Raw genomic sequence first — 12,041 nt, 5'->3', positions numbered from 1 at the left:
CCGACCGAGGGTGTGATCAGTTATGGCCATTTCACTGTCCGTGGTGGTGCTGTTGGCGGTGATCATGGTGGTGCTGATCCGTGGCGGGTCGATCAAGCCGGGTCCCGCGTTCGTCGCGGTCCTCTTCGGCTTCTTCCTCGCGTCGTCCGGCATGGCGCCGTCGATCAACAGGTTCCTCAACTCGGTGGCGGACACCGTCAGCCACATCAACTTCTGAGACGCCCGCCCCTCCGTTCCGTCGCCCGCGATGTCCGGCCGCGGTGCCCAGCCCTCCGGCGTCCGCGCCGGAAGTGCCGGGCGCCGGCCCGCGCTCCCGTGATGCCTCGCGAAACGCCTCGGGGCCGGGTCCGGAAGTGAATCCGGACCCGGCCCCGAGGCCGATGGAGCGGGCGACGGGAATCGAACCCGCGTAGCTAGTTTGGAAGACTAGGGCTCTACCATTGAGCTACGCCCGCATGAGCCGCACCGCAGGTCACCAGGACCGCGGCACGAAGAGCATCCTAGCGGGTCGGGGGAGCGGGGCGCACACCGGCAGACCGCTGCCGCGCCGCGTTCCGGCCGTCGGCGTGGAAAGCGGCGAACGCACCGTCCGAGGCCATGTACCCTACGTGTCGCACCGACGGGGTGTGGCGCAGCTTGGTAGCGCGTCCGCTTTGGGAGCGGAAGGTCGTCGGTTCGAATCCGGCCACCCCGACCATCAGCCCGACCAGCGGCAAGATCGCGTTGTGGGAGTCGTTCTCCTTGCCGTTACTATGCAAACTGCGTGCCCGTGTGTGTCTGATGTACCGGGCTCGATCCGCGAAGCCGCCACCGTGCGGTCCAGCAGAACCCCAGAAGTCAGCCACCAAGGAGACCGAACCGTGAAGAGCGCCGTGGAGACCCTGAACCCGACTCGGGTTCGGCTCACTGTCGAGGTGCCCTTCGAGGAGCTCAAGGACAGCCTCGACGCGGCGTACAAGAAGATCAACCAGCAGGTCACGGTGAAGGGCTTCCGTAAGGGGAAGATCCCCAACCGGATCATCGACCAGCGGTTCGGCCGTGGTGCTGTGCTGGAGGAGGCCGTCAACGACGCCCTCCCGAAGTTCTACACCGAGGCTGTCAACGAGGGTGAGCTCAATGTCCTGGGCCAGCCCGAGGTTGACATCACCGAACTGAAGGACGGCGAGCTGCTGGCCTTCACCGCCGAGGTGGACGTCCGCCCCGAGATCGAGATCCCGGACTACTCCGGCATCGAGGTCACCGTGGACGCCATCGACGTTTCGGACGAGGACGTCGAGAAGGCCGTGGAACAGCTCCGCGACCGCTTCGCCTCCACCAACCCGGTCGAGCGTGCCGCCGCCGAGGGCGACGTCGTGACGATCGACCTGGAGGCCAAGGTCGACGGAGAGGTCCTGGAGGACGGCGTGGCCGCCGGTGTCGCGTACACCATCGGCTCCGGCGAACTCCTCGAAGGCATCGACGAGGCCGTCACCGGCCTGGAAGCGGGTGGCGAGGCCACCTTCACCTCCGAGCTGAAGGGCGGCTCCGCCGAGGGCAAGGAGGCCGAGGTCTCCGTCAAGGTCACCGCGGTCGCCTCCCGCGAGCTCCCCGAGCTGGACGACGAGTTCGCGCAGATGGCGAGCGAGTTCGACACCCTCGAAGAGCTGAAGGCGGACAGCCGTAAGCGCCTTGAGAACACCAAGCAGTACGACCAGGCCACCCAGGCCCAGGAGCGCGTCCTCGACGAGCTGCTGAAGCTGGCCGAGGTCCCGATCCCCGAGAAGCTGCTCGCGGACGAGATCCAGACCCGCAAGCACAACCTGGAGCACCACCAGCTCGGCCAGATGGGCCTTGACCTCGCCAAGTACCTGGAGATCCAGGGCAAGACGGCCGAGGAGTTCGACGCCGAGACCAGCGAGCAGGCGGTCAAGGGCATCAAGACCCAGTTCATCCTGGACGAGCTCGTGAACAAGGAGAAGCTGAACGTCAACCAGGAGGAGCTCACCGAGCACCTCATGCGGCGCGCCGCTTCCTCCGGCATGAGCCCCGACCAGTTCGCGCAGGCCGTCGTCGAGGGTGGCCAGGTGCCGATGCTCGTCGGCGAGGTCGCCCGCGGCAAGGCGCTCGCTGTGGTGGTCGAGGCCGCCAAGGTCGTCGACACCAACGGTGAGCCGGTCGAGCTGGAGGACGAGGAGACGGACGAGACCGCCTCCGAGGAGTCCGCCGGGACCCCCGCCGAGGAGAAGTCCGCGGCGGAGGGTGTCGAGAAGAGCGAGGGCTGAGCCTCGGGCTCGTCCCGCAGCGCCGATCTCTTCCCGTGATCCGCGCGACGGGCCCCGGACGCCAGGCGTCCGGGGCCCGTCGTCGTTTCCGGCCGGGGCCGGGCCGATGCCGGGGAGCCCCCGGGCCGACCCCTCGTCGGCCCCGCGGCCCGGCAGGCGCGCCGGGCTCCCGGTGAACCCCGGCGAGGGCGCCCCGAACCCCGGCGACCCTTGTGGGGACTGCGTACCTTGCGCTCCCAGCGAACAGTTGCCGAAGCGGGATGGCGTTGTCCCACCTGCGCGTTAGGGTCCATGAAGAGGAAGGGCGGGGGAGTCCCTGCCCACCCGGTACGAAGACGCTGAGACGGCCGGAGCCGTCAGAGACGAGCAGGTGGATACGTGACGAATCCGATGCCCTACGCCGCCGGAGAGCCGTCCCTCGGTGGTGGCCTTGGTGACCAGGTCTACAGCCGACTGCTCGGCGAACGCATCATCTTCCTCGGTCAGCAGGTCGACGATGACATCGCCAACAAGATCACCGCGCAGCTGCTCCTCCTTGCCGCCGACCCGGACAAGGACATCTACCTCTACATCAACAGCCCCGGTGGCTCGGTGACGGCCGGCATGGCCGTCTACGACACCATGCAGTACATCCCGAACGACGTGGTCACGATCGGGATGGGCATGGCCGCCTCCATGGGCCAGTTCCTGCTGACCGGTGGCAGCGCGGGCAAGCGCTTCGCGCTCCCGAACACCGACATCCTCATGCACCAGGGTTCGGCCGGCCTCGGCGGTACCGCCTCGGACATCAAGATCCAGGCCGAGTACCTGCTCCGCACGAAGAAGCGGATGGCGGAGATCACCGCCCACCACTCGGGCCAGACCGTGGAAGCGATCATCCGTGACGGCGACCGCGACCGTTGGTACACCGCGGAGGAGGCCAAGGAGTACGGCCTCATCGACGAGATCATCACGTTCGCCTCGGGCATCCCGGGCGGCGGCGGCACCGGCGCCTGACCGGTTCGCACCGGACCGGTCACACCGCTCCGTACGCCCCTCGTGCGCCTCTCGTACGCCGAGACCCCCAGCCCACAGAACGCCACCAGGATGGTGAACACCCACATGAACAACTTCCCCGGCGCCTCCGCGAGCGGCCTCTACACCGGCCCGCAGGTGGACAACCGCTACGTCGTGCCGCGCTTCGTGGAGCGCACCTCGCAGGGCGTCCGCGAGTACGACCCGTACGCGAAGCTCTTCGAGGAGCGCGTGATCTTCCTGGGCGTCCAGATCGACGACGCCTCCGCCAACGACGTCATGGCGCAGCTCCTGTGCCTGGAGTCGATGGACCCGGACCGCGACATCTCCATCTACATCAACAGCCCCGGCGGCTCGTTCACCGCGCTCACCGCGATCTACGACACCATGCAGTTCGTGAAGCCGGACATCCAGACCGTCTGCATGGGGCAGGCCGCCTCCGCCGCCGCCGTGCTGCTCGCCGCGGGCACCCCCGGCAAGCGGATGGCCCTGCCGCACGCCCGGGTGCTCATCCACCAGCCGTCCTCGCAGACCGGCCGCGAGCAGCTCTCCGACCTGGAGATCGCGGCCAACGAGATCCTGCGGATGCGGACCCAGCTGGAGGAGATGCTGGCCAGGCACTCCACCACCCCGCTGGAGAAGATCAGCGACGACATCGAGCGCGACAAGATCCTGACCGCCGAGGACGCCCTCGCGTACGGCCTGGTCGACCAGATCGTCTCGACCCGCAAGAGCACGGCCGGAGCCTCGGCCTGACGTCGCTCGTGACCTCTTGGTACGGTCCGCACACCGGCCGCGGCCGTGTGAACCGTGCCAAGGGGGGCCCGAACGGGCGGCCAGGCAAGGTACCGTCGGATACAGGCACCAGGAGCCGCTGAACCAGGCTGCTCCCAGGCGAAGGGGAAGCACCTCGTGGCACGCATCGGTGATGGCGGCGATCTGCTCAAGTGCTCGTTCTGCGGAAAGAGCCAGAAGCAGGTGAAGAAGCTCATCGCGGGACCCGGTGTGTACATCTGCGACGAGTGCATCGATCTCTGCAACGAGATCATCGAGGAGGAGCTCGCCGAGACCTCCGAGGTGCGGTGGGAAGAGCTTCCCAAACCGCGTGAGATCTACGAGTTCCTTGAGGGGTACGTCGTCGGGCAGGAGCCCGCGAAGAAGGCCCTCTCGGTCGCTGTGTACAACCATTACAAGCGGGTCCAGGCCGGGGAGAACGGCGGCGGGGCGAGTCGCGAGGACGCGATCGAGCTGGCCAAGTCCAACATCCTGCTGCTGGGCCCGACCGGTTCGGGCAAGACGCTCCTCGCGCAGACCCTGGCCCGGATGCTGAACGTCCCGTTCGCCATCGCGGACGCGACGGCGCTGACGGAGGCCGGCTATGTCGGCGAGGACGTCGAGAACATCCTGCTGAAGCTGATCCAGGCGGCCGACTACGACGTCAAGAAGGCCGAGACGGGGATCATCTACATCGACGAGATCGACAAGGTTGCCCGCAAGAGCGAGAACCCGTCGATCACCCGCGATGTCTCGGGCGAGGGCGTCCAGCAGGCCCTGCTGAAGATCCTGGAGGGCACCACGGCCTCCGTGCCGCCGCAGGGCGGACGGAAGCACCCGCACCAGGAGTTCATCCAGATCGACACGACGAACGTCCTGTTCATCGTGGGCGGTGCCTTCTCCGGTCTTGAGAAGATCATCGAGTCGCGGGCGGGTGCCAAGGGCATCGGCTTCGGCGCGACGATCCGCTCCAAGCGGGAGATCGAGGCGAGCGACCAGTTCCAGGAGGTCATGCCGGAGGACCTGGTGAAGTTCGGGATGATCCCCGAGTTCATCGGCCGCCTCCCGGTGCTGACCTCGGTCCACAACCTGGACCGTGAGGCGCTGCTCCAGATCCTCGTCGAGCCGCGCAACGCGCTGGTGAAGCAGTACCAACGCCTCTTCGAACTCGACGGTGTGGAGCTGGACTTCGACCGTCCCTCGCTGGAGGCCATCGCCGACCAGGCGATCCTGCGCGGCACCGGCGCGCGCGGACTGCGGGCCATCATGGAAGAGGTCCTGCAGTCGGTGATGTACGAGGTGCCGTCCCGCAAGGACGTCGCCCGGGTCGTCATCACGGCGGACGTGGTCCGCAACAACGTGAACCCGACGCTGGTCCCGCGCGAGCCGCGCACGATCGGCAAGAACGACGGCGGCCGGCACGAGAAGTCGGCGTAGTCGGAGCACATGCGCACCGAAGGGGCGCCCGGCCATCTGGCCGGGCGCCCCTTCCGTGGTGCGCCGTGGCGCGGCTGCCGCTGGGCGGCTGTCGTCACGTGGCTGTCGTCACGTAACGGTCAGAGCTTGGTGCGGGACGTGTTGTACAGCTTCGCGGTCACGACCGCCAGATCGTCCTGGGCCATGCCCTTGCCGGTCAGCGAGAGCGCCACGTCCACACCGACGACCACTCCGACGGTGCTGTAGTCGGACCAGATGCAGACGGGGGTCTCGAACTCCTTGGGGCCCTTGTTGGTGGTGCTGTTGTTGGCCAGCTTCATGTTCTGGCACTTCATCAGCGCGCCGTTGAACCCTTCCGGGGACACGGACTTGGGGCTGCCGATGAGTGAGACCTCGGTGTCCTTGTCGTCCTTCGCCATCGAGTCCTCGGCGCTCCGGAAGGAGGCGTCGATGGCCTTGGCCGGGTCGTCGACCGTGCCCCAGACGCCCTGGAGCATGACCCGCTTCTGGGCGAGCGGGTTGTCGTCGGAGCCCGAGAGGTAGCTGGCGCCGGCCCGCTGGGGGTCCTTGATCCCCATGGCCTCCGTCTTCGTCTTGTCCTTGCCCGTCAGGGGGCCGGGCCGTTCGGTGCCCGAGGAGTCCTTCTTGTAGCCGTCGAACGAGGCGGCGGGCGTCAGCTTGTACCCCTTGGTGCCGGCCGCGACGCCGCTGTCGTCGTCCTTGCCCGTCAGCAGGTACACACCGCCGGCCACGACCGCCAGGGCCACGACGGCGGCGGCCACTATCAGACCGGTCTTCTTCTTCGCGGGCGGCGCGGGTGGCGCGAACGGCGGCGGGGCCTGGCCGTAGGGGGCCGCGGGCTGTTGGCCGTACGGGCCCGGCATCTGTGCCTGCGGGTAGCCGTAGCCGGGCTGCGGGGGCTGCTGCGGCGGAACACCCTGGGGCGGCTGGGGCGGGTAGCCGTACCCCGGCTGTCCGCCCTGCGGGGGCGGCGTGCCGTAGGGGCCGGGCTGCTGGCCGTAAGGTCCCGGCTGCTGACCGTACGGGCCGGGCGCGTCCTGCGGCGGCTGGGCCCCGTACGGGCCGGGCTGCCCCTGGGGCGGCGTGTCGCCGTACGGGCCTGGCTGGTTGTGGCTCATGTGCGCGGTCCCCTCCTGAAATGTTTACGCGGTGCGGACATCCTGACGGAACGGGCCCTGACACGGGGCGCCGGGTGTCACACCGTTACTGAACAATCCCGTTTCAGTACCGGGCTGTGACGCCCCTAAACTGTCCCCGTGACCGAGAACGCTCAGCAGCAGCCAGCCAGCACTCCCGAACTGCCGACCCAGTACGCGCCGGCCGAGGTAGAGGGGAAGCTGTACGAGCGCTGGGTGGAACGCGGTTACTTCGAGGCCGACGAGCACAGCGACAAGCCGCCCTACAGCATCGTCATCCCGCCGCCGAACGTCACGGGAAGCCTCCACCTGGGGCACGCCTTCGAGCACACCCTGATCGACGCCCTCGTCCGCCGTAAGCGCATGCAGGGCTTCGAGGCGCTGTACCAGCCCGGCATGGACCACGCCGGCATCGCCACCCAGAACGTCGTCGAGCGCGAACTGGCCAAGGAGGGCAAGTCCCGCCACGACCTGGGCCGTGAGGCGTTCGTCGAGCGCGTGTGGAAGTGGAAGAACGAGTCCGGCGGCCAGATCTCTGGACAGATGCGCCGCCTGGGCGAGGGCGTCGCCTGGAACCGCGAGCGCTTCACGATGGACGAGGGCCTGTCCAAGGCCGTCCAGACCGTCTTCAAGCAGATGTACGACGACGGGTTGATCTACCGCGCCGAGCGCATCATCAACTGGTGTCCCCGCTGTCTGACCGCGATCTCCGACATCGAGGTCGAGTACCAGGAGGACGACGGCGAGCTGGTCTCCATGACCTACGGCGACGGGGACGAGACGATCGTCGTCGCCACCACCCGGGCCGAGACGATGCTCGGTGACACCGCCGTCGCCGTCCACCCCGACGACGAGCGCTACCGGCACCTGGTCGGCAAGCAGATCAAGCTGCCGCTCACCGACCGTACGATCCCCGTCGTCGCCGACCACCACGTCGACCCCGCGTTCGGCACGGGCGCCGTCAAGGTCACCCCCGCGCACGACCCGAACGACTTCGAGATCGGCAGGCGCCACGACCTGCCGTTCCTCACGGTCCTCGACGAGCGCGCCGTCATCACGGTCCCGGGACCCTTCGAGGGCCTGGACCGGCTGGAGGCCCGTTCCGCGATCGTCGCCGCGCTGCGCGCCGAGGGCCGGATCGTGGCCGAGAAGCGTCCGTACGTCCACTCCGTCGGCCACTGCTCGCGCTGCAAGACCACCATCGAGCCGCGGCTCTCCCTCCAGTGGTGGGTCAAGGTCGCCCCGCTCGCCGAGGCGGCCGGTGACGCCGTCCGTGACGGCCGGGTCAAGATCCACCCGCAGGAGATGGAGAAGCGGTACTTCGACTGGGTCGACAACCTCCACGACTGGACGATCTCCCGCCAGCTCTGGTGGGGTCACCGCATCCCTGTCTGGTACGGCCCGAACGGCGAGGTCGTCTGCGTCGGACCGGACGACGAGGCGCCCACGGGAGAGGGCTGGACGCAGGACAGCGATGTCCTGGACACGTGGTTCTCCTCCGGCCTGTGGCCGTTCTCCACGCTCGGCTGGCCGGAGCGGACCGACAGCCTCGCGAAGTTCTACCCGAACTCCGTCCTGGTCACCGGCTACGACATCCTCTTCTTCTGGGTCGCCCGGATGATGATGTTCGGTCTGTACGTCAACGACGGCGTCCCGCCGTTCGAGACGATCGTCCTGCACGGCATGGTGCGCGACGAGCACGGCAAGAAGATGTCGAAGTCCTTCGGGAACGTGGTCAACCCGCTGGACTGGATGGACAAGTACGGCTCCGACGCCCTGCGCTTCACGCTGGCCCGCGGCGCCAACCCCGGCGTCGACGTCCCGATCGGCGAGGAGTGGGTCCAGGGCTCCGCGAAGTTCGCCAACAAGATCTGGAACGCCACCCGGTTCGCCCTGATGAACGGCGCCACGATCGAGGGCGAACTGCCGCCCGCCGACGAGATGTCGGTGACCGACCGCTGGATTCTGTCCCGGCTCAACAAGACCGTCGCCGAAGTCGACGCGTACTACGACGACTTCCAGTTCTCCAAGCTCAGCGAGACGCTTCGGCACTTCGCCTGGGACGAGGTCTTCGACTGGTACGTCGAGCTGTCCAAGACCACGTTCTTCGCGGGCGGCAGGCCCGCCGAGGTCTCGGGCCGGGTCCTCGGCGAGGTCCTCGACGTCATGCTGCGGCTGCTGCACCCGGTCGTCCCGTTCGTCACGGAGACGCTGTGGACCGCGCTCACCGGCCGGGAGTCCGTCGTCGTCGCCGACTGGCCCACGGACTCCGGCTTCCGCGACGACGCGGCCGAGCGGGAGATCGAGCTGGTCCAGCAGGTCGTCACCGAGGTCCGCCGCTTCCGCTCCGACCAGGGCCTCCAGCCCGGCCAGAAGGTCCCGGCCGAGCTGACCGTGACCGGTACGGCGCTGGCCCCGCACGAGACGGCCATCCGCCAGCTGCTGCGGCTCCAGCCCGCCGGGGACGGTTTCCAGGCCACGGCGTCGCTGCCGGTCGCCGGGGCCACCGTCGCCCTCGACCTGTCCGGCACGATCGACGTGGCGGCCGAGCGCAAGCGCCTGACGAAGGACCTGGGCGCGGCCGAGAAGGAGAAGGCCCAGGCGAACGGGAAGCTCGGCAACGAGGCGTTCCTGGCGAAGGCCCCGGACAACGTCGTCGACAAGATCCGCGCCCGGCTCACCAAGGCCGAGGCCGACATCGAGCGGATCACCGCCCAGCTGGCGCACCTGCCGCAGGGCTGAGGCCGCGTACCCATGACGGGCCCCCGTTCCCACCTCCGGGTGGGGACGGGGGCTCCGTCGTGCCGCCTGCCGTCCCCGGCCCGGGAGGCTCAGGACTCCAGGGCGACCGGGCCCGATTCGATGTGTTCGGCGTTGCGCCGGGTCTTCGCCCAGCCGGTCCGGCCGCGCAGCGTACGGGCGAAGGCCCGCGAGGACACGATGAACACGTGGTACGTGTACAGCCACAGCGCCAGCCCCCACACCAGGGACTTCCAGACGGAACGGCCGGGCTCGAAGTCCCGCCGGTAGACCACGCCCCACAGCACGAACGGCCCGACCGACAACACCGTCAGGGCCAGGATCAGCGGCCACTGCGCGGCCATCCGGTCCAGCTCGGACATCGCCTCCCCGTGCGCCGCGTCCACGGCGAGCGAACCGAGCAGCGCCAAGGTCAGCAGCAGCGTCGCCAGATGGGCGAGCGGCTGCCCGAAGGTGTACGTGGTCTCCAGCACACCGCGCCCCCTGATGTGCCGGGAGGAGGCGATCCGGGGCGCGTAGCGCACGCACTGCAGATTGCCCTGGGCCCAGCGGGTGCGCTGGGTCAGCAGCCGGCGGAGGCTCGGCAGCGCCTCCTGGGAGACCCAGGTGTCGGCGACATGGGTGGTGCGGTAGCCCGCCAGGAGCATGTGCAGACCCAGCTCGTAGTCCTCCAGCAGGGCGCCCTGCTGCCAGGGACGGCGTTCGGCGGCGGCGATCCGGTCCAGCGCGCTGAGCCGGTTGAACTGGCCGTTGCCGCCGAGCCCGGTGGAGCCGGTGCGGTTGCGCAGCAGCTGCATGCCCGAGTTGGACACCGCGAACTCGATGTCCTGGGCCCGGACCAGGCCCCGCCCGACGGCGTTGACGATCCGGCCGCGGGCGGGGAACGGACGGCGTTCGCCGATGTTGCGCATCCGTACGCCGATCTGCACGCCCCCGACGTCCGGGTCGGCCAGTGCCCGCGGCCCGGACACCAGGCCGAGGGCGCGCGGGTCGAGCTGCCCGTCCGCGTCGATCACGCAGACGACGACCCGGGACCGGTCGGCGTCCGCGGGCAGGAACGCGGTGAGCTGTTCGTACGCGGAGTTGAGCGCCGCGCCCTTGCCGATCCTGGCGTTCGGGCGGCGGCGCCGGACGAGGTGCACCCGGGGGTCACCGGCCGCGAGCGCTTCGACGACGGCCCCGGTGGCGTCCTCACTGGCGTCGTCGATCACCCACACATGGCACTCGGGAAAACTCCGGTGCAGCCGGGACACGGTGGTGCCGACGACGGCCTCCTCGTCGCGGCACGGCACGAAGAAGTGCCAGTCGAACGCGGCGGGGTCGCCGGGGGTGTCGGGCCGCCTGCGCAGATACGCGTGCCTGGCCCCGGCCCAGTACAGGAGGAAGCAGGCCAGCAGGGCGAAGGGGTAGACGACGAGCACCGGGACGAGGTCCATGGGCATGCGGCTTCCTGGAACGGCGGGCGTGGGGGAGGGGCGGGTGCGGGAGTGGCGCGGTCAGGCGGCGAGGGGCCGCGCGGCTCCGGGGAGGGCCAGCGAGGTGACGAGGGCCGCGACGCGTTCGGCCGCGTGTCCGTCCCCGTACGGGCTGGGCAGCAGGCTCAGCCGGTGCAGCCCGGCCGCGCCCTGGGCCAGGCGGAACCGCGCCAGCCTGCCTATCTCCGGGCCGGGGGAGACCAGGTGCGCGAAGTCCGCCATGGCCTCCGGACGCTCGGTGGAGCGGCGCACCACGACCAGCGGCCGGCCCAGCACCGTGCACTCCTCCTGGACGCCGCCGGAGTCGGAGACCAGCAGGGCGCAGTGGCGGGCGAGGGCCAGGAACTCCCCGTACCCCAGGGGTTCGATCACCTGGACGGCGTCGAGCAGGGCGCCGAGCCCGGCCTCCGCGACACGGGCCCGGGTGCGCGGATGGAGCGGGAGCACGACCGGGGTGCCGGCGGCGGCGAGCGCGGCCAGCTCGGTGAGGACGGCGCGCAGGGCGGCCGTGTCGTCGGTGTTCTCCGGGCGGTGCACGGTCGCGAGGATGTAGCGGTCGGGTACGAGGCCGTCGCGGGCGAGCAGCGCGGCGCGCACCGCGGGGGAGGGCAGGGCGTCCCGTACGGCCTCGACGACGGTGTTGCCGGTGACGGCGATCCGTTCGGCGGGGACGCCCTCGGCGAGCAGGTTCGCCCGGTTCTCCGGGGTGGCCGCGCAGAGCAGGTCGGAGACCGAGTCGACGAGTATCCGGTTGTGCTCCTCGGGCATGGCCGGGTCGTGGCTGCGCAGCCCCGCCTCGACGTGGACGAGCGGGATCGCGCGGGCGTTGGCGGCGAGGGCGCCGGCCAGGGTGGCGTTCGTGTCGCCCTGGACGACGACGGCGCGGGGGAGGTCACCGGCGAAGAGGGTGTCGAGCTGTTCCAGCGAACGGCCGATCTGCACGGCCCGCGAGGTGCCGCCGACCCCGGTCAGCCGCTCGGGCTCGGGCAGCCCCAGCTCGTCCAGGAAGCGGCCGGACATCGCGGTGTCCCAGTGCTGGCCGGTGTGCACGAGACGGGCCGCCGCGCCCAGGTGGTGCACGACCGGGGCGAGCTTGACCAGCTCGGGGCGGGTGCCGAGGACGAGAGCGACGGAGCGTGCGGGGAGTTCGGTTGCCATGGGAT

General features: G+C 69.7%; 9 protein-coding genes and 2 tRNA genes. 7 read left to right on the top strand and 4 right to left on the bottom strand.

Annotated features, from left to right (window positions below; translation table 11 throughout):
* Positions 1 to 22 precede the first annotated feature (22 nt).
* On the top strand, positions 23 to 217 hold the full coding sequence (locus PZB75_RS08300; protein ID WP_275534649.1) for a hypothetical protein: 195 nt from the start codon (positions 23 to 25) through the stop codon (positions 215 to 217).
* Positions 218 to 381: 164 nt separating this feature from the next.
* Here PZB75_RS08300 and PZB75_RS08295 read toward each other — a convergent pair.
* Positions 382 to 455, bottom strand: a tRNA-Gly gene (locus tag PZB75_RS08295).
* A gap of 165 nt (positions 456 to 620) precedes the next feature.
* Here PZB75_RS08295 and PZB75_RS08290 point away from each other — a divergent pair.
* The 5 genes from PZB75_RS08290 to clpX all read left to right on the top strand — a co-directional run bounded on the left by PZB75_RS08290 (position 621) and on the right by clpX (position 5,486).
* Positions 621 to 697 (top strand) — tRNA-Pro (locus PZB75_RS08290).
* A 163-nt stretch (positions 698 to 860) separates the two neighbouring features.
* On the top strand, positions 861 to 2,261 hold the full coding sequence (gene tig / locus PZB75_RS08285; protein WP_275534648.1) for a trigger factor: 1,401 nt from the start codon (positions 861 to 863) through the stop codon (positions 2,259 to 2,261).
* 390 nt (positions 2,262 to 2,651) lie between these two features.
* Positions 2,652 to 3,257: an ATP-dependent Clp protease proteolytic subunit gene (locus PZB75_RS08280; protein WP_275538633.1), complete on the top strand. Its 606-nt coding sequence runs from the start codon at positions 2,652 to 2,654 to the stop codon at positions 3,255 to 3,257.
* A 90-nt stretch (positions 3,258 to 3,347) separates the two neighbouring features.
* Positions 3,348 to 4,031 (top strand): ATP-dependent Clp protease proteolytic subunit, encoded by a 684-nt coding sequence (locus tag PZB75_RS08275; protein ID WP_275534647.1) that lies wholly within the window; start codon positions 3,348 to 3,350, stop codon positions 4,029 to 4,031.
* 156 nt (positions 4,032 to 4,187) lie between these two features.
* Positions 4,188 to 5,486 carry an ATP-dependent Clp protease ATP-binding subunit ClpX gene (clpX, locus tag PZB75_RS08270; RefSeq protein ID WP_275534646.1) on the top strand — a complete coding sequence of 433 codons (1,299 nt, stop codon included), beginning with the start codon at positions 4,188 to 4,190 and terminating at the stop codon, positions 5,484 to 5,486.
* Positions 5,487 to 5,605: 119 nt separating this feature from the next.
* Here the strand turns inward: clpX and PZB75_RS08265 are convergent, their stop codons facing one another.
* Complete coding sequence (locus PZB75_RS08265; RefSeq protein ID WP_275534645.1) at positions 5,606 to 6,625, bottom strand: hypothetical protein; 1,020 nt, start codon at positions 6,623 to 6,625, stop codon at positions 5,606 to 5,608.
* Between the two features lie 138 nt (positions 6,626 to 6,763).
* Between PZB75_RS08265 and PZB75_RS08260 the strand changes: the two genes are divergently transcribed.
* On the top strand, positions 6,764 to 9,385 hold the full coding sequence (locus PZB75_RS08260) for a valine--tRNA ligase (protein WP_275534644.1): 2,622 nt from the start codon (positions 6,764 to 6,766) through the stop codon (positions 9,383 to 9,385).
* Between the two features lie 89 nt (positions 9,386 to 9,474).
* Here the strand turns inward: PZB75_RS08260 and PZB75_RS08255 are convergent, their stop codons facing one another.
* Complete coding sequence (locus PZB75_RS08255; RefSeq protein WP_275534643.1) at positions 9,475 to 10,845, bottom strand: glycosyltransferase; 1,371 nt, start codon at positions 10,843 to 10,845, stop codon at positions 9,475 to 9,477.
* A gap of 54 nt (positions 10,846 to 10,899) precedes the next feature.
* Positions 10,900 to 12,036, bottom strand: coding sequence for a UDP-N-acetylglucosamine 2-epimerase (non-hydrolyzing) (gene wecB, locus PZB75_RS08250; RefSeq protein WP_275534642.1), 1,137 nt, complete (start codon positions 12,034 to 12,036; stop codon positions 10,900 to 10,902).
* Positions 12,037 to 12,041 lie beyond the last annotated feature (5 nt).

The sequence above is a fragment of the Streptomyces sp. AM 4-1-1 genome (assembly GCF_029167625.1).
Classification (GTDB): Bacteria; Actinomycetota; Actinomycetes; order Streptomycetales; family Streptomycetaceae; genus Streptomyces.
This window is presented reverse-complemented; position numbering and strand designations above follow the sequence as displayed.

What these genes read in the sequence shown, in the direction of transcription:
- PZB75_RS08300 (WP_275534649.1), top strand. Translation starts at nt 23, where the DNA reads ATGGCCATTTCACTGTCCGTGGTGGTGCTGTTGGCGGTGATCATGGTG.
- PZB75_RS08280 (WP_275538633.1), top strand. Translation starts at nt 2,652, where the DNA reads ATGCCCTACGCCGCCGGAGAGCCGTCCCTCGGTGGTGGCCTTGGTGAC.
- PZB75_RS08275 (WP_275534647.1), top strand. Translation starts at nt 3,348, where the DNA reads ATGGTGAACACCCACATGAACAACTTCCCCGGCGCCTCCGCGAGCGGC.
- PZB75_RS08265 (WP_275534645.1), bottom strand. Translation starts at nt 6,625, where the DNA reads ATGAGCCACAACCAGCCAGGCCCGTACGGCGACACGCCGCCCCAGGGG.
- PZB75_RS08255 (WP_275534643.1), bottom strand. Translation starts at nt 10,845, where the DNA reads ATGCCCATGGACCTCGTCCCGGTGCTCGTCGTCTACCCCTTCGCCCTG.
- wecB (WP_275534642.1), bottom strand. Translation starts at nt 12,036, where the DNA reads ATGGCAACCGAACTCCCCGCACGCTCCGTCGCTCTCGTCCTCGGCACC.